Source organism: Methylovirgula sp. 4M-Z18 (genome assembly GCF_037890675.1).
Lineage (GTDB): Bacteria > Pseudomonadota > Alphaproteobacteria > Rhizobiales > Beijerinckiaceae > 4M-Z18.
Genome location: NZ_CP149574.1, coordinates 1,890,980 through 1,907,357 on the forward strand (window position 1 = coordinate 1,890,980; position 16,378 = coordinate 1,907,357).

Annotated in this window: 16 protein-coding genes and 1 riboswitch; of the genes, 11 read left to right on the forward strand and 5 right to left on the reverse strand. The window is 61.9% G+C overall.

The genetic code is table 11. The features are described 5' to 3' along the window. Positions 1-6 precede the first annotated feature (6 nt). Positions 7-702, reverse strand: a complete 696-nt coding sequence (locus tag V9T28_RS08710; RefSeq protein WP_116398598.1) for a TetR/AcrR family transcriptional regulator — start codon at positions 700-702, stop codon at positions 7-9. A 231-nt stretch (positions 703-933) separates the two neighbouring features. Between V9T28_RS08710 and V9T28_RS08715 the strand changes: the two genes are divergently transcribed. The 7 genes from V9T28_RS08715 to V9T28_RS08745 all read left to right on the forward strand — a co-directional run bounded on the left by V9T28_RS08715 (position 934) and on the right by V9T28_RS08745 (position 8,993). Continuing rightward, positions 934-1,431, forward strand: a complete 498-nt coding sequence (locus V9T28_RS08715; RefSeq protein WP_116398600.1) for a (2Fe-2S)-binding protein — start codon at positions 934-936, stop codon at positions 1,429-1,431. Further along, entirely contained in the window at positions 1,428-2,486 is a 1,059-nt protein-coding gene (locus V9T28_RS08720) for an FAD binding domain-containing protein (RefSeq protein WP_116398601.1), read from the forward strand. The genes V9T28_RS08715 and V9T28_RS08720 overlap by 4 nt, the downstream gene beginning before the upstream one ends. Further along, complete coding sequence (locus V9T28_RS08725) at positions 2,479-4,740, forward strand: xanthine dehydrogenase family protein molybdopterin-binding subunit (protein WP_116398602.1); 2,262 nt, start codon at positions 2,479-2,481, stop codon at positions 4,738-4,740. Before V9T28_RS08720 ends, V9T28_RS08725 begins: the two co-directional genes overlap by 8 nt. A 200-nt stretch (positions 4,741-4,940) precedes the next feature. Beyond that, positions 4,941-5,185: riboswitch (cobalamin riboswitch) on the forward strand. A 232-nt stretch (positions 5,186-5,417) separates the two neighbouring features. Next, positions 5,418-6,404 (forward strand): ABC transporter substrate-binding protein, encoded by a 987-nt coding sequence (locus V9T28_RS08730; RefSeq protein ID WP_245423968.1) that lies wholly within the window; start codon positions 5,418-5,420, stop codon positions 6,402-6,404. Between the two features lie 5 nt (positions 6,405-6,409). Next, the gene (locus tag V9T28_RS08735) at positions 6,410-7,450 is read left to right on the forward strand and encodes a FecCD family ABC transporter permease (RefSeq protein WP_245423970.1); all 1,041 of its coding nucleotides are present in this window, start codon (positions 6,410-6,412) and stop codon (positions 7,448-7,450) included. After that, a complete protein-coding gene (locus V9T28_RS08740) occupies positions 7,447-8,211 on the forward strand; it encodes an ABC transporter ATP-binding protein (RefSeq protein WP_116398604.1) in 765 nt (254 codons plus the stop codon). The genes V9T28_RS08735 and V9T28_RS08740 overlap by 4 nt, the downstream gene beginning before the upstream one ends. A gap of 2 nt (positions 8,212-8,213) precedes the next feature. Beyond that, positions 8,214-8,993, forward strand: a complete 780-nt coding sequence (locus V9T28_RS08745; protein ID WP_445242158.1) for a class I SAM-dependent methyltransferase — start codon at positions 8,214-8,216, stop codon at positions 8,991-8,993. Here the strand turns inward: V9T28_RS08745 and V9T28_RS08750 are convergent. Further along, on the reverse strand, positions 8,990-9,460 hold the full coding sequence (locus tag V9T28_RS08750) for an Lrp/AsnC family transcriptional regulator (protein ID WP_116398605.1): 471 nt from the start codon (positions 9,458-9,460) through the stop codon (positions 8,990-8,992). The two genes, V9T28_RS08745 and V9T28_RS08750, sit on opposite strands and share 4 nt — an antisense overlap. Positions 9,461-9,582: 122 nt before the next feature. Between V9T28_RS08750 and V9T28_RS08755 the strand changes: the two genes are divergently transcribed. From V9T28_RS08755 to V9T28_RS08770, 4 genes are all read left to right on the forward strand, one after another. Then, positions 9,583-11,967, forward strand: a complete 2,385-nt coding sequence (locus tag V9T28_RS08755) for a transketolase (protein WP_116398606.1) — start codon at positions 9,583-9,585, stop codon at positions 11,965-11,967. Between the two features lie 88 nt (positions 11,968-12,055). Then, positions 12,056-12,394, forward strand: a complete 339-nt coding sequence (locus V9T28_RS08760; RefSeq protein ID WP_116399774.1) for an ArsR/SmtB family transcription factor — start codon at positions 12,056-12,058, stop codon at positions 12,392-12,394. Continuing rightward, positions 12,394-12,927 carry an SRPBCC family protein gene (locus tag V9T28_RS08765; RefSeq protein WP_199499917.1) on the forward strand — a complete coding sequence of 178 codons (534 nt, stop codon included), beginning with the start codon at positions 12,394-12,396 and terminating at the stop codon, positions 12,925-12,927. Before V9T28_RS08760 ends, V9T28_RS08765 begins: the two co-directional genes overlap by 1 nt. Positions 12,928-12,929: 2 nt before the next feature. Continuing rightward, positions 12,930-13,634, forward strand: a complete 705-nt coding sequence (locus V9T28_RS08770) for a ribonuclease activity regulator RraA (RefSeq protein ID WP_116398607.1) — start codon at positions 12,930-12,932, stop codon at positions 13,632-13,634. Positions 13,635-13,663: 29 nt separating this feature from the next. Here V9T28_RS08770 and V9T28_RS08775 read toward each other — a convergent pair whose 3' ends face one another. The 3 genes from V9T28_RS08775 to V9T28_RS08785 form a co-directional block, all read right to left on the reverse strand. Further along, positions 13,664-13,936, reverse strand: a complete 273-nt coding sequence (locus V9T28_RS08775; protein ID WP_116398608.1) for a hypothetical protein — start codon at positions 13,934-13,936, stop codon at positions 13,664-13,666. 214 nt (positions 13,937-14,150) lie between these two features. Continuing rightward, the gene (locus V9T28_RS08780) at positions 14,151-14,687 is read right to left on the reverse strand and encodes a GNAT family N-acetyltransferase (RefSeq protein ID WP_199499919.1); all 537 of its coding nucleotides are present in this window, start codon (positions 14,685-14,687) and stop codon (positions 14,151-14,153) included. Between the two features lie 250 nt (positions 14,688-14,937). Further along, the gene (locus V9T28_RS08785; protein WP_116398610.1) at positions 14,938-16,323 is read right to left on the reverse strand and encodes an FAD-containing oxidoreductase; all 1,386 of its coding nucleotides are present in this window, start codon (positions 16,321-16,323) and stop codon (positions 14,938-14,940) included. Positions 16,324-16,378 lie beyond the last annotated feature (55 nt).

Genomic DNA, 16,378 nt, shown 5'->3' on the forward strand with positions numbered 1-16,378 from the left:
GTCGCCCTATGGACGCTTTCGCGCAGCCGGCCGAGGCTTTGAGCTCCTGGGGTTCGTCGTTGAAGGTCTTTTTTTCGGCGTGGCGCCACGACCCTTCTGCGGTGCTGCGGCAGTTGGACTTGCGGGCGGCTGAAAGCGGAGGCCGTCGACCAGAATATCGACCAGGCGATGGACGCTCGTCCGCCAGTCTGGCTGGCCGTGCAGGTAGCACAGGCCAATGAGCGCGCGCAGCAAGTCCGGCGCCGTGATGTCCGGGCGGATATCGCCCGCCGTAACGGCGCGGTCCAGGAGGGCACCAAGGGCTTTCGTCAGCCGGTCATAGGAATAGGTGTAGAGTTCCGAGGAGCTGCTGATGGTCAGAGCCAGCGCCGCCAGCATGCCCTTTTTGGTCGCGACGAGTTCGACATTCGATTTGAGCCATTGCCGCACCGCCTCAACCGGGGCGATCTCGCCCAATTCGTCCGCGAGCTCGGCGAGGTGGTCGACCTCGCGCCGGTAGACGGCCTCGTACAGGGCTTCTCGGGTCGGGAAATGACGGTAGAGCGTGCCGATGCCGACGCCGGCGTGGCGTGCCACGGCTTCCAGGCTTGCATCGCCGCCGCCGGCGCTGAAGACCGCCTTTGCCGCTTCCAGCACGCGTTCGCGATTGCGGACCGAATCTGCCCGGGGCTTGCGCACCGCTTTGACCACCTGTTTGTCCATTTCCTTTCGGTCCGTTCTTTTAGCTCTTGAAAAACGGAGGCATCCTCCGTATAAATACCCCGGCGGGCCAAACTGCAAATCGCCCGCCGATCGACCCGGCCGGCGCGAACCGCCTGTCCGGTCTCGCGAAATCCAAAACGGGCTCATAATTCATAAGATTGTCGACCTTCGCCGATGGGCCGGGTCGGCGCATGCGAGCCCGGTCCACCATATCACTGATTGGAGCGTTATATGAATCTTTCCATCAGTCTCACCGTGAACGGCCAGCAGCGCGTGATTGAACTCGACGATCCGCGGACGACGCTGCTCGACCTGCTGCGCGAGCGTCTCGATCTCACGGGCACAAAAAAGGGCTGCGATCGCGGCCAATGCGGCGCTTGTACAATCCTTGCGGACGGAAAGCGGATCAATTCCTGCCTTGCGCTGGCGTTGAGTTATGACGGCGCCGATCTCGTCACGATCGAAGGTGTCGCGAACGGTGACACATTGCACCCGGTGCAAGCCGCCTTTATCGCCCACGATGGCTTCCAGTGCGGTTTCTGCACGCCCGGCCAAATCATGAGTGCGATCGGCCTGATTGCGGAGGGGCAGGCGGGCGACGATCCAGAGCGCATCCGTGAAGGATTGAGCGGCAATCTTTGCCGCTGCGGCGCCTACAACGGCATTGTCGAAGCCGTGCTCGAGGCGCAAGCCCATTCAACCGGCGCCAAGACGAGGGACGCAGCATGAAAAGCTTCGATTACGTGCGTGCCGCCAGCCTCGACCAGGCCGTGGCCGCTGCGGCCGAACCGGGTTCGGTCTACCTGGCCGCTGGAACCAATCTTCTCGATCTCATGAAGGCAGGGGCCGCGCGCCCGGACCGGCTCGTGGATATCACCCATTTGCCCGAACTCGATCGCATCGAGCATCTGTCCGATGGCAGCGTGCGAATCGGCGCCCTGGTGCGCAATTCCACGCTCGCTTACGATCGGGATTTCGCCGGCGCCTATCCGGCTGTTGCGGAGGCGTTGCTTTCGGGCGCGTCAGCGCAGTTGCGCAATGCCGCGACAGTTGGCGGCAATCTGATGCAGCGCACCCGTTGCGCCTATTTTTACGATCCGGCCAGCGCCTGCAACAAGCGCATGCCGGGTTCAGGCTGTGATGCGCGCGCCGGCGAAAACCGGCTGCATGCGGTCTTGGGGTGGAGCGAGGCATGCATTGCCACCCATCCTTCCGATTTCTGTGTACCATTGGTCGCGCTCGATGCGGTCGTGGAAGTCACTGGCCGGAGCGGCAAGCGCGAGATCGCCCTTGAGGCGTTTTACCGCCTGCCGGGCGAAGCGCCCGATCGCGAGAACGAACTCGAGCCGGGCGATCTCATCACGGCGGTCCGGCTTCCGGCCGAAGCGCGGTCTTTCGCCGCCCATGCGCGCTATCTGAAGCTGCGCGAGCGCACGTCTTATGCGTTTGCGATCGTCTCCGCTGCGGCGGCGCTACGTCTCGAAGATGGCGCGATCCGTCAGGCGCGCTTGGCGCTCGGCGGCGTCGCCGCAAAACCGTGGCGTACCCGTGCCGCCGAAGCGATCCTCATCGGCGCCAAACCGCGTGCGGAGATCTTCCAAAAGGCGGCGCATGCTGCGCTCGCGGAGGCGAAGCCCTCAGGCGACAACCGCTTCAAGATCGACCTCGCGCGGAAAATCCTTGTGCGCGCCCTTGCCGAGGCCGCAAGCGGAACGCCGTCGCGTGTTCCCGCGCTGCCCGGTTCGCCCTTCTCCTCCGTTCCAGGAGCGCTCCACGATGCCTGAGATCAGCCTTACCCGCAATCCGGCCTATGCCCGGCACGGCTCGAACATCGGTCAACCGAACACCCGTCACGAAGGCGCCATGAAAGTCACCGGCAAGGCCCGTTATGCGGCCGACAATCATCCCGCCGGAATGCTTTATGCCGTCATCGCGGTCAGCACCGTCGCGCGCGGCCGCGTGGCCTCTCTCGATGTTGCGGCGGCGAAAGCCCATGCCGGTGTCGTCGACGTCATGACGCCGACGCATAAGCCGGCGCTCGCCATGCACCCGCACGAGAAAAACAATCCGTTCATGTTTCGGGTCGATCTGCTCCAGGACGATCAGGTGCGCTATGCCAATCAGGCGATTGCGGTCGTGATCGCGCAAACCCTCGAAGCCGCGACAGAAGGGGCGGCGCTGCTCGCGCCGCGCTATGAGACGGAGCCGGCCCGGGCCGATCTCGACGCGAATGAAAGTTTTGTTCCCGCCGCGGTCGGCGTCGGCGCTCCTGCCGTGCACAATCATGGCGACGTCGAGGCCGGATTGGCGCAAGCCGTGCAGCGTATTGAGGCCACGTATGAAACGCCGGCGCAATATCACAATCCCATCGAGCCGCATGCCATCGTCGCGAACTGGGACGGCGACAAATTGTCGATCGACACGCCGAGCCAGGGGTTTGTTTTTGCGCAGATGCGGATCGCCGGCCTGTTCGGGATTTCGCCGGAAAATATCCATATCCGCAGTCCCTATCTCGGCGGCGGCTTTGGCTCGAAGGGCATGATCTCGGGCCCGCAGATCCTTGGCATGATGGCGGCGAAGCTGGTTGGCAAGCCGGTCAAACTCGTACTGCGGCGCGAGCAGATGTATGGGCCGGTCGGGCATCGCTCGCCCAGCCGCCAGACCGTCCGCATCGGCGTCGATGGCACGGGCGTGCTAACCGCGCTCAGCCATCACGCGAAGGTCGCATCCAGCACTTTCGACGATTTCTTCGAACCGGCGGCCGATGTGGCGCATACGCTTTACGCGAGTCCGGCGATCGCGACGTCGCACGAGGCGGTACGCTTGGACACCGGCACGCCGCTCTTCATGCGTGCGCCCGGCGAGGCGACGGGCTCGATCGCGCTCGAAAGCGCCATCGACGAAGCAGCTTATGCCTGCGGCATGGATCCGCTCGCCTTCCGTCTGAAGAATTACGCCGAGGTCGAGCCGATTTCCGGCAAGCCGTTTTCGTCGAAAGCCCTGCGCGAATGCTATGCGCAAGCCTCCGAGCGTTTCGGCTGGGCCAAGCGGCCGCTGGCGCCCGGCCAGATGCGCGACGAGGCGGGATTCCGCGTCGGCTGGGGCATGGGCACCGCCGTGTTTCCTGCGCTGATGTTCCAAGGCGAGGCACGCGCCGTTCTGCGGGACGACGGCACCGGCCTGATGGAGACCGGTGCTGAAGACATGGGGCAGGGGGCCTGGACGGCGTTCACGCAAATCAGCGCCGACGGGCTTGGCCTCGATCTCGATCGTGTCGAGCTCAGGGCGGGGACCTCGGATCTGCCGGATGCCGGCATTGCCGGCGGCTCGGCCCATACCGCGACCGCAGGCATGGCGATTCACAATGCCGGCGCGGCGGTGATCGCCAAGCTGGCTGCGCTCGCAACGGATGATAAGCGCTCGCCGCTGTTCGGTGCAGGCAATGCGGGTGTCGTGGCGCGCAGCGGGCGCCTGTTCCGCCGGGACGACGAGAGCCGCAGCGAGAGCTATGTCGATATTCTGACCCGCGCCGGCCTCAAGGAAATCGAGGCGCGCGGCAAAAGCGCGAGCGATCCTGCGGCCCAGGCGAATTATGCCATGCACGCCCACGGCGCGGTGTTCGCCGAAGTGAAGGTCGACCCCGATTTGGGTCAGATCCGGGTGACGCGGCTTGTCGGCGCGTTTGCGGCGGGCCGGGTGATCAATCCGCGCATGGTACAGAGCCAGTATTTGGGCGGGATGATCTGGGGCATGTCCTTCGCGCTGCACGAGCACGCGATCATCGACCGCCGCTCCGGCCGCATCCTGAATGCCGATCTCGCGGAATACCACGTGCCGGTCAATGCCGACGTGCCGGCCATGGAAGCGCTCATGATCGAGGAATATGATCCTTATGTGAACGCGCTCGGCATCAAGGGCGTGGGCGAAATCGGCATCACCGGTTCGGCCGGCGCCATTGCGAATGCCGTTTGGCATGCAACGGGCAAACGCGTCCGCCATTTTCCGATCAAGATCGACGACCTGATCGACGCCCTTTGAGGCCGCCGAACGGCGGACCAACTGGCTGCATGACTTGAAGTCGCGCCCCGCGGCGCCGTCATTTCGACGGCGCCGCGTTTCGTTTTGCGCTGACTCCTGACCATTTTACCGAGGCGGATCGGGATGACCGTAACGGACGTCGGCCTCATATCCGGCTTGAGATCGGCGTGTAAGCCTCTATTGACCGCCGATATGGCCACTGTTACACGGGATTTGACGGTTCCCTTCGGGGATCAAAAGGGAACACGGTGATGCCTCGCGCAGACTCCGTGGCTGCCCCCGCAACTGTCAGCGGATTGCCCGACATCCATGGTCGCATCTTGCGGCCTGGGCGCCTTCAAGCGGCGCCATGCCACTGCTAGCCGGCTTTAAACCGTCACGTGGGAAGGCAGATGAAAAGCTTTTGTCCGTGAGCCAGGAGACCTGCCGTCGCGATCCTTTTGCGCCGCAAACAGCGCACATTTTTGCCGGCGGGGATGCCGGGGCAGGAGATAATATGAAACAGGTTTTCTGCGCCGAGGGCGCAAATCGTTCTCCCAAGGCCGTTCTTCCCGTCAAGCGGATCGACTGATCGCGGGCGCATCCCATGCGCCCATCTGCCTGTCTACTCTTGTTCGGGGAACGAAATGTCCACAGCAACAACTCATAGCAAATCTTTTGCCGGCTGGGTCGTCGGCATGTGCCTCGCCGCCTCTTTCACACAAACGGCTTTTGCGCAGTCGACCAAATATCCGCTGACAATCACCAATTGCGGGCAATCCGTCACCTTCGACAAGGCGCCCAACAAGGTCGTCTCCATCGGCCAGGGCATGACTGAAGTGCTGTTCTCGCTCGGCCTTGCCGATAAAATCGTCGGCACTGCCGTATGGGTGGGACCGGTTCTGCCGCAATATGCCGACGCAAACGCCAAGATCACGCGCCTTGCCGACAACGACCCGAGTTTCGAGGCGGTGGTCGGACAGACTCCCGATCTGGTCGCCGCCGAGTTTGAATGGCACGTTGGGCCGCAAGGGGCGGTCGGCAAGCGCGAACAATTCAATGCGCTCGGCATCAATGCCTATGTGTCGCCCGCCGATTGCGTCGCGAAGGTGAACGGCAGCAATGGCGACGGCGTTCGCAAAGAGCTTTTCACGATGGATCTCGTCTATCAGGAGATCGGCGAGCTCGCGCAAATCTTCGACGTGCAGGATCGCGGCGACAAACTCATTGCCAGCTTAAAGCAGCGCGAAGCCGCTGCGGTCGCGTCGGTTGGCGACGTCCCGAAGAACCTGCCGGTTGTATTTTGGTTCTCCAGCAAGGAAGTACAGGGCGACGCCTATATCGCCGGCAAGAACAGCGCTCCCGCCTACATTCTGAAAACGGTTGGTGCCAAGAATGTGGTAACGACCGAAGACGAATGGCCGCTTGTCGGCTGGGAAACGATCGCGCAGGCGGATCCGGCCGTGATCGTCATCGCGACCATGAGCCGCCACCGCTACGCCGCTGACAATCCGGCGGTGAAGCTTGACTTTCTGAAGACAGATCCGGTGGTGAGCCAGTTGAGCGCGGTCAAGAACAGCCATATCGTTCTCATGGATGCGCAGGACATGAATCCGACCATTCGGACCATCGACGGTATTGAGATTCTCGCCAAGGCGCTCAAAGCCGCTGAGCCGCCAAAATGAGCGTCATGCCCATGCCGCGCGTGACGGCGAACAGCAGAATTGGCCTCACAGGGCTTGTCCTTGTCGCTCTTCTCCTGCTCGCCCTCGTGATCGGCTTGGCCATTTCCATCGGCGACATCACCATTCCCTTGGCGACGATCGCGCAATCGATCGCCAATCATGCCTTTGGCACGCATTTCACGTTGAACCGCATCCACGAGGGCGTGATTTGGGATTATCGGCTGAGCAGAGCACTGGTGGCGGCAAGCGCCGGGGCGGCGCTGGCTTTATCCGGCGTTGTATTGCAGGCGCTTCTGCGCAATCCGCTCGCCGAGCCCTACGTGCTCGGCGTGTCGGCTGGTGCCTCGACGGGCGCCGTCGCCATCATGATCCTCGGATTTGGGTCCGGTCTCCTGACTTTGCCCGCCGGCGCTTTTCTGGGTGCCGTGCTGGCGTTTTTCCTGGTGTCGTTGCTGGCGGCCGGTGCGGGCGGCGGAGCCGAGCGCATTATTCTCTCGGGCGTTGCCGGCTCGCAATTGTTCAACGCCTTGACCTCTTACATCGTCACGACGTCGGCCAATGCCGAACAGGCGCGCGGCGTGATGTTCTGGCTGCTTGGCAGCCTGAGCGGCGTGCGATGGCCCGACGTTTTTCTTGCCGCGCCGGTCGCTTGCGCAAGCTTCATCGTGGTGATGCTTTATGCCCGCACGTTGGACGCGTTTACCTTCGGCGCGGATGCCGCCGCGACGCTCGGCGTGCACGTGCAGCGCGTGCGGATCGTACTGCTCGGCCTTACGGCACTCATGACCGCGGCGATGGTCAGTATCGTCGGCTGTATCGGGTTCATCGGCCTCGTCATCCCGCACGCCGCGCGCTTTTTGGTCGGCCCAGGCCATATGCGGCTGCTGCCTGTGTCCGCTTTGGTTGGGGCGATCTTCATGGTCATTGCCGACATTCTTTCACGCATTCTCATTCCGCAACAAATCCTGCCGATCGGTGTCGTCACGGCGCTGTTCGGCGCGCCCGCTTTTGCCATCATTCTCTACCGGGTGCGGAGGGCGCCATGAGCATCGGCGTCGAGGACGTCTCCTGGGCGAGCGGCAAGACCTTGATCGTCGATGGCGTGACGTTGCACGCTCCGCCCGGCAAAATGCTAGGGCTGCTCGGGCCGAACGGATCGGGCAAATCGAGCCTGTTGCGTCTGATCTGCCGTTTGCGGCAGGTGAAGAGCGGAATTATTACCCTGGGCGACACGGATATTCGCGCCATCACGCGTCACGACCTCGCGCGGCGCTTGGCGTTCGTCGAACAACAGTCGGCGACGGATGCCGATGTGACGGTCCTGGAGGTCATCCGTTTGGGGCGCACGCCCCACCGCGGCCGGCTGGCGCCCTGGACGATGCGCGATGACACGTCGGTTCAGGAGGCGTTGAAATATACCGGTCTTGCCGACAAGGCGCATCAGCTTTGGCACACTTTGTCGGGCGGCGAGCGGCAGCGGGTCCAAATTGCCCGAGCCCTCGCGCAAACGCCGACCGAATTGCTCCTCGACGAGCCGACCAATCATCTCGACATCCGTCACCAGCTTGACCTTCTCCAATTGATCGCCGGCCTGCCGGTGACGAGCATCGTTGCCCTGCACGATCTCAACCTCGCTGCCATGTTTTGCGACAATCTCGCGGTTTTGCAGCACGGCAAAGTCGTGGCAGCGGGCACACCCGAAGCGGTGCTCACGCCGGAGCTCATCGCCGACGTGTTCGGCGTGAAGGTGCATGTGGAGCGCTCGAACCTGCACGGGCGCAGCCACGTTCAATATCTGTTGGACTGATCGTGACCGCAAACCATCATCTCAAAGAAGAGATCCGCGATTATTGGTCGAAACGTTCGGAGACCTTCGATCTCGCCTTCGGGCATCGTATTCCGCCCGGACCGGAATTCGACGCCTGGCAAAAGCCCATCCGCAATGTCCTCGGCCGCACGCCACGACGTTTTCTCGAGCTTGCTTGCGGGACGGGCGAAGTGACCCGCCTCATTCATGATCTTGGTCACCACGTGACGGCGCTCGATTTTTCGGAGCACATGCTCGCGGTCGCACGGCGCAAGCATACCGGCAAGGCGCGCTTGCGATTTTTGCTGGCCGATGCGGAAAGGCCGATGGAGCCGCTCGGAAGCTATGACGCCATTGTCTGCCGCCACCTCGTTTGGACGTTGACGGAGCCCGAAAAGGCGTTTGCCGAATGGCACGCTTTGCTCAAACCGGGCGGCAAGCTTCTGGTGTTCGATGGCGATTGGGCGACGCCGACGCGTCGCGGCGGGCTTGCGGCGCGGCTTATTGCGCTGCTCGATCGGTGGTACGGGCCAGACACCCATTACGATAGCGCGCTCGGCAGCCGGCACGCGCAAATCATGGCGAACCTGCCCTTTGGCAGCGGGCTGACGCAAGAACGGTTGATGCCGTTGTTGCGTCAGGCGGGTTTCACGAATTTCACAATTCTTTCGCACGCGCCGATCGCCGCCGCGCAGCGGCGGAATGCCAATTTGCGCGACAGGCTGCGGACTCTTGTTTATCGCCGCTTTATCCTGTGCGCCCAAAAGGCGGCGAACGTTTAGCCGATCGGCAGGACTTCCGAGCGTTTGACCTGGCCGAGGGCGAAGCTCGTTTCGATGGAGGCGACGCCATTGAGGCGTGTGAGCTTTTGTTTGAGAAACTGCTCGTAGGATTCAAGGTCGGCGGCGACAATGCGCATCAGATAGTCGCGCTCGCCGGTCATGAGATAGCAGTCGACAACCTCCGGCCATTTCGCCACCGCCTGCGCGAAGCGGTCGAGATCTTCCTCGCGCTGGCGTTCGAGCTTGATCGAGGCGAAGGCGCTGATCGGTAGCCCCACTTTCTTCTGGTCCACGATCGCGCTGTAGCCCTTGATGATGCCCCCCTCTTCGAGCAGGCGTATCCGGCGGGCGCAGGGCGATGCCGACAACCCGACCTGATCGGCAAGTTCGTTGACGGTGATCTTGCCGTTGGCCTGCAGAGCCCGAAGGATCCTGATGTCGATGGCATCCAGTTCGACTTTTGGCATAAAGCACCCTTTGGTCGGACAAAATTGAAGAAAATCACCAATAATTGCATAAGGAAAATCTAAAAATAGTCAAAAATGGGACCGGCCTTCGTCTAAGACTATTTCCCATAAGGGAGTTGGAAATGGCCGATGAGCGTTTGAAGAATCTGTCCGCATTGGAGCGCAAGGTTCTGTGGCTGGCGACCTGGATGATCCACAATGCCAATCACCTGCGGGAGCACGCTGACGGGTTAAAGGTCGGTGGTCACCAGGCGTCCTCGGCTTCGCTGTCGACCTTGATGACGGCGCTTTATTTTGCCGTTCTCCGCCCCGAGGACCGCGTTGCGGTCAAGCCGCATGCGAGCCCGAACTTCCATGCGATCCAATATTTGCTCGGCAATCAGACGCTGGACAAATTGAAGAATTTCCGCGGCTACAAGGGCGCGCAATCCTATCCCTCGCGCACGAAAGACACGGACGACGTGGACTTTTCCACAGGCTCGGTGGGCCTGGGCGTGGCGCAGACGCTCTTTTCCTCGCTTGTCCAGGATTACGTGCACGCCAAGGGCTGGGGCGAGGCGCGGCCCCAGGGCCGCATGGTGGCGCTCATCGGCGATGCCGAAATGGATGAAGGCAATATTTTCGAGGCGCTTCTCGAGGGATGGAAGCACGGGGTGCAACACACCTGGTGGGTCGTCGATTACAATCGTCAAAGTCTCGATGCTGTCGTGCGCGAAGGCCTGTGGTCGCGGTTCGAGGCGATCTTCCGGAATTTCGGTTGGGACGTGGTCATCCTCAAATACGGCTCGCTGCAAAAGGCCGCCTTCGCCGAACCCGGCGGCGACAAGCTGCGCGCCTGGATCGATGCCTGCCCAAATCAGCTCTACTCGGCCTTAACGTTTCAGGGCGGAGCGGCATGGCGCAAAAGGTTGACGGACGATCTGGGCGATCAGGGGCCGGTGTCCCAGTTGCTGGAGCGGCGCAGCGACCGCGAGCTTGCGGAGCTGATGGCGAATTTGGGCGGCCATGATCTGCCGTCCATTCTGGAGGCCTTCGAGGAAGCGCGCGGACATACGCGGCCGACCTGCTTCATCGCCTACACGATCAAGGGCTTCGGCTTGCCTCTGGCAGGCCATAAGGACAATCATGCCGGCCTGATGACACCGACCCAGGTCGAGTCGCTGCGCCGCGCGATGAATATCAGCGCGGGGCAGGAGTGGGAGGCCTTTTCCGGCCTTTCGGAGCAAGAGGCAACGCTGCGCGACTTCCTGGCCAAAGTGCCCTTCGCGCAGTCGGGGCGTCGGCGCTACACGTCGCCCAGCATTTCCGTTCCCGAGAGTCTTGCCTTCGGCTCCCAGCCGCAGATGTCGACGCAACAGGGCTTCGGTCTGCTGATGCATGAAATCGCCAAGGCGGACACGGCTTTTGCCCAACGCGTGGTGACGACATCGCCCGACGTGACGGTTTCCACCAATCTTGGCGCATGGGTCAATCGGCGCGGGCTCTTTGCGAAGGACAGTACCGCCGATCTGTTCAAGGCGGAACGCATTCCGTCCACCTACAACTGGACCTTCTCGCCGCAGGGGCAACATCTCGAGCTTGGCATCGCCGAGATGAATTTGTTCATCATGCTGTCGGCGCTCGGCCTGTCGCATTCGATCTTCGGCGAGCGGCTGCTCCCCGTCGGCACGCTCTACGATCCCTTCATCGAACGCGGGCTCGATGCGCTCAATTACGCTTGTTATCAGGACGCGCGTTTCATTCTCGTCGCGACGCCGTCCGGGATCACGCTTGCACCGGAAGGCGGCGCCCATCAGTCGATCGCGACACCGCTGATCGGTATGGCGCAGGATGGATTGGCGAGCTTTGAGCCGGCTTTCGTCGACGAATTGGCCGTGCTGCTGCGCTGGTCCTTCGAATATATCCAGCGCGCCGGCGATGCCGAGCCAGACGGCGCGACATGGCTGCGTGATGCGACCGGCGGTTCGGTGTATTTCCGGCTTTCGACCCGCAGCATCGAGCAACCGCAGCGCGAGATTTCGCAGGATCTCGCGCAGGACATGATCAACGGCGGCTATTGGATGCGCAAGCCCGGCCCGAACGCCGAAGCGATTGTCGTCTACACCGGCGCACTCGCCCCGGAGGCCATCGAAGCCGTCGGTTTGATGGCCGAAGACCGGCGCGATATTGGCCTGCTGGCGATCACCTCGGCCGACCGGCTCAATGCCGGATGGACGGCGGCGCAACGCGCGCGGCGGGATGGGTTGCCCCACGCGCGCAGCCACGTCGAGCGGCTGCTTGCCGATATTCCCTCCCATTGCGGGATCGTCACCGTGATCGACGGCCATCCCGCGACGCTCGCGTGGCTGGGCTCGGTTCACGGCCATCGCACCCGGTCGTTGGGGGTGGAGCATTTCGGCCAAACGGGCAGTCTGGGCGATCTCTATCGGCATTATGGCGTCGATGCGCGCGGCATCGCCGCCGCCGTCGCTGAACTCACGCAAGGACGGCCGCTCAGGTATTTGTGAGCGCGCCGTTCATCAACGACGCAAGGGGCCGTATGAAATTCGCTGTTGTGCTTGACCGATATATACATAGTTGCATATATATGTTGGCATGCATATAAGTACGCTCCAGACTTTGTCCGATCCAAGCCGGCTGCAAATCGTCGAACTGCTGCATGGCGGCGAACATGCGGTCAACGATTTGGTCGAGCGGATGGCCATTCATCAATCGGGCGTCTCGCGGCATCTGCGGATTCTGGAGGAGGCCGGCTTCGTGCGAATGCGCGCCGAAGGCGTGCGTCGGCTCTATTCGCTGCGGCCCGAACGTTTCCAGGAAATGGACGAATGGATCGCGGGCTATCGCGATTTGTGGACGGCCAGGCTCGACGCGTTTGGTGAGGCTTTGGCACGAAAACAGCAACAGCGCGCGCAAAAGCGCAGGAGGCGATGATGACCGAGATGTATATGGGTGGGATGCCGTATTCGTCGGACAGCCATCTCACCTTCGAGCGAACCTATCGCGCAAGCGTGAAAGATATCTGGGAGCTCTGGACGACTAAATCCGGCATCGAATCGTGGTGGGGCCCAGGCGGCTTTGCCGTGACCGTGCACAAGCTCGATTTACGTCCTGGTGGGGAATTGCTTTACGTGATGACCGCCATTCATCCGCAGCAAATCGAGTTCATGCGCAAGGCGGGCATGCCGCTCACGACCGAAGCGCGTATGGTCTTCACCGAGATCGTGCCGCGCAAGCGCCTCGCCTATTATCACGTTGCCGATTTCATTCCGGGGGTTGAACCTTACGACGTCGCGCATGTCGTCGAGTTGCATCCGTCTCCCGATGGGCTGGTCCGAATGGTTGTCACCATCGAAAAAATGCACGATGACGAATGGACGAGGCGGGCTGCTGCCGGCTGGGAGAGCGAGCTGGCGAAGCTCGACGCGTTGCTGGCATCGCACCCGCGATTATCGAAGGAACAATAACGATGACCAACAAGGACATGTTTAAAGTCTTTCAAGGCCTTTCCACGGCCACGATCACGACGGTGTTGCTGAAAAAGGGACTGCGCAATGTTTGGATGCGTGGACCGAAAGCCTTGCATGATACAGAGCAGCGCTATGTCGGCCGCGCGTTCACGCTGCGCTTCGTTCCGGTGCGCGAGGATCTCGCCACGCCCGCCGCCTGGGCGTCGCCCCGGTCCACGCGCGCGGCGATCGAAGACATGCCGGACGGGTGCATTGCCGTTGTCGATGCGATGGGTGTCGCCGATTGCGGGATTTTCGGCGACATCTTGTGCGCGCGCATGGCGAAGCGCGGTGTCGCCGCGCTGGTAACGGATGGCGCCGTGCGCGACGTTGCCGGTGTGCTTGACACGGGCCTTCCTGTCTTCTGCCAAGGCGTGGCTGCGCCGCCCTCGGTTGCAGGGCTTACCTTTGTCGGCTGGCAGGAGCCGATCGGCTGCGGCGGAGTGGCCGTGTTCCCCGATGACCTCGTCGTCGCCGATCGGGATGGTGCGGTTGTGGTTCCGCAAGCGTTTGTCGAAGCCGTGGCGCAAGAGGGGCAGGAGCAGGAGGCGCTCGAGCAATGGATCATGGATCAGGTGGCTGGCGGCGCCGCGCTTCCGGGTCTCTATCCGCCGAATGCGGAAACCAAAGCCCGATACGAGGCGAGCCGCGCCAAGGCGACTTGATACGGCGATCACCTTAACAATCGTGGTCTCTATTTTTCGAACATGTAGATCAATCCTGGATCCACGATCCATTCATCCCGTCGCAATGTTTCGACAGCATATTTGCCGTTGCGCCGGCGTGGCATGACGCCTGCAAATCGATAGTGCCGGCCGTCGTCGCCGACAACCTCTTCGTGAATAGGCTTATCGTTGAAGCGGCCCACGATCGGGCCGGCCACATGCAGATCGGCCAGGATGAAATATTCCGTCGGTATCGTGTCCTCGCGCGGACGGATGTGAAGAGGTGACGAGCGTCTGGGCATGGTTTTGCGACGAGGTCGATCAGTATGACGCGGTCAGCACTGACGCCGACCGCGATCTGGCGCATGCTCTTTAGGCGAATTCCGCGTACGATTTCGAGATGGAATTGGGACCGTCTGTATAAGGATTGCATAAAGGAGAGCTCGTCTGGCAACTATCGTTGTGACCAACTCAATGGCGCCAAAGGGCTTCCGCGATCGGCCGATCGTCAACCAACTAGGGGCGCGCGCGAGAAAATAGGAATGCGTCCTTGTCGTTGGAACGAACCGTTTTGGAATGGGAATAGCCTGCCTTCTCGGCGACGCGGATCGATGCGAGGTTATCGGGCGAAATCAGGCAGACGCTGCGGTCGAACCTGTCCTGCGCATCGAGCCAGGTGAGGGCCGCGGCCAAAGCTTCGGTGGCAAAGCCTTTGCCATGTGCCTCCGGGGCGAGCACCCATCCCGCTTCCGGGATGCCTTTGATCGATGGCTCGATCAGCCGATGAAAATCGGCAAAGCCGAGATCGCCGATATACTTGTTCGAAGCCTTCTCGCGGATAGCCCAATAGCCGTAGCCGAGAAAAGGCCACAAACCTTGGTATGAGAGCATGCGCATCCAGCAGTCTCGGGGCGGCGAAGGCGTGCCGCTTATGTGCTTGACCACGATAGGATCGCTCCACATCAAAGCGAGCGGCTCAAAGTCTTGCGGCACATGGCCGCGCAACACAAGGCGTTGAGTCTCCAGTACGGGAGGCGTGGAAATCTGCTGCACGAAAATCATCCTTGCGCTGTTTTATGATTGGAAATCTGCTGCTTCTCTAAAGACGGAAATGTCTTCGCAGCACTGAAGCGAATATTTCTTAGCCTCGTCGTGCCTGCAACCCAAGCGAGAACATATTCGTAAGTTCAGACAAGAATCTTCGTGACCTGGTACGACGGTCGCGCTCGTCGATGCCGCGAACGCGACGACGGGCAAATGGCAAGACATCGTCCGTCATCGTCGTAAGAATCGCGCGAACAGCTTACACCAGTGGTTGCATCTCACCGAGCATCGTCGGCACGAGTTCCGAGACGGTCGGATGGATATGGACCGCGCGTTGCACGATCGAGGAGGGCGCTTTGGCATACATATTGTCGAGCATGCCATGAATGACCTCATCGCCGCCGACGCCGAGGATGACGGCTCCAAGAATGGCGCGGGTGTCGGCATCGACGATCACTTTCATGAAGCCCAGGGTCTCGCCTTTCTCGACCGCCCGTCCGACCCGCGTCATCGGCCGCCTACCGATCAGTGCTTTGCGTCCCGAGCGGCGGACCTCATCTTCGGTCATGCCGATCCGGCCGAGCGGCGGATCAATGTAGAGCGCGTAAGCCGAGATCCGGTCGCTGACTCGCCGCTTGTCGCCATCAAAGATATTCGCGGCAACGATTTCATAGTCGTTGTAAGACGTGTGGGTGAAAGCGCCTTTGCCGTTGCAATCCCCGAGCGCCCAGATACCTTCGACATTGGTGCGCAACTGATCGTCAACCATAACGTAGCCGCGCGGATCGGTCTGCACGCCGGCTGCATCGAGGCCAAGATCGTCGGTGTTCGGGATGCGGCCAACGGCCATGAGCAGATGCGAGCCCGATATACGAGCGGCAGGCGCGCCGCCGCGCGTGATGGTGACGGCAACGCCGTTTCCATCGCGGGCAACCGAGAGATTTGTCGCCGCGAACTCGATCGTAATGCCTTCGCGCATGAGAATGTCCGCGATGGCGGCGGAGATGTCCGCATCCTCGCGCGGCGCGAGGCGGGGACCGCGTTCGATCACGGTGACCTCGCTACCAAAACGCCGATACATCTGCGCGAATTCGAGCGCGATATAGCTACCGCCGACGATCAGCAAATGCCGCGGCAGCCGATCGAGTTCGACGATCGAGGTGTTGGTGAGATAGTCGACCTCTGCGAGGCCGGGCACGTCGGGAACGAAAGCGCGGCCGCCGACATTCAGGAAGATCTTCGGTGCGCTTAAGCGCCGGCCATCCACCTCGATCTCGTGCTGCGCAGTGAAACGGGCATGGCCGCGGACGAGCGTGCAGCCGGCCATGCCGCCGAGCCAGCTTTCGAGGCCGGTGCGGGCATTCATCGTCACCGCCTGTTTGCGCGACCAGATCTTCTTCATGTCGACGCCGATCGTTCCGCCCAGCGTGACGCCATAATCGTCGGCGCGGCGCGCCACATGGGCCGCGTACGCGCTGGCCACCAGAGTCTTGGTCGGCATGCAGCCTGTATTGACGCAGGTGCCGCCGACATGCTTGCGCTCGACGACGGCAACGCGCTGACCGGCGGCGCTGAACCTTGCGGCAAGCGAGGGCCCCGCTTGTCCGGCGCCGATGATGAGGGCATCGAAGGTCGTGCTCATGATGGCTCCTTAGGTCCTGACGCTAATCGATCCGCGATTCCGCATTTTGGCCTCGAAT

Coding starts and splice junctions, on each gene's coding strand:
- V9T28_RS08750 (WP_116398605.1), bottom strand. CDS start 9,460: ATGCCAAAAGTCGAACTGGATGCCATCGACATCAGGATCCTTCGGGCT.
- V9T28_RS08735 (WP_245423970.1), top strand. CDS start 6,410: ATGCCCATGCCGCGCGTGACGGCGAACAGCAGAATTGGCCTCACAGGG.
- V9T28_RS08770 (WP_116398607.1), top strand. CDS start 12,930: ATGACCAACAAGGACATGTTTAAAGTCTTTCAAGGCCTTTCCACGGCC.
- V9T28_RS08775 (WP_116398608.1), bottom strand. CDS start 13,936: ATGCCCAGACGCTCGTCACCTCTTCACATCCGTCCGCGCGAGGACACG.
- V9T28_RS08755 (WP_116398606.1), top strand. CDS start 9,583: ATGGCCGATGAGCGTTTGAAGAATCTGTCCGCATTGGAGCGCAAGGTT.
- V9T28_RS08710 (WP_116398598.1), bottom strand. CDS start 702: ATGGACAAACAGGTGGTCAAAGCGGTGCGCAAGCCCCGGGCAGATTCG.
- V9T28_RS08730 (WP_245423968.1), top strand. CDS start 5,418: ATGTGCCTCGCCGCCTCTTTCACACAAACGGCTTTTGCGCAGTCGACC.
- V9T28_RS08740 (WP_116398604.1), top strand. CDS start 7,447: ATGAGCATCGGCGTCGAGGACGTCTCCTGGGCGAGCGGCAAGACCTTG.
- V9T28_RS08725 (WP_116398602.1), top strand. CDS start 2,479: ATGCCTGAGATCAGCCTTACCCGCAATCCGGCCTATGCCCGGCACGGC.
- V9T28_RS08715 (WP_116398600.1), top strand. CDS start 934: ATGAATCTTTCCATCAGTCTCACCGTGAACGGCCAGCAGCGCGTGATT.
- V9T28_RS08760 (WP_116399774.1), top strand. CDS start 12,056: ATGCATATAAGTACGCTCCAGACTTTGTCCGATCCAAGCCGGCTGCAA.
- V9T28_RS08720 (WP_116398601.1), top strand. CDS start 1,428: ATGAAAAGCTTCGATTACGTGCGTGCCGCCAGCCTCGACCAGGCCGTG.
- V9T28_RS08765 (WP_199499917.1), top strand. CDS start 12,394: ATGACCGAGATGTATATGGGTGGGATGCCGTATTCGTCGGACAGCCAT.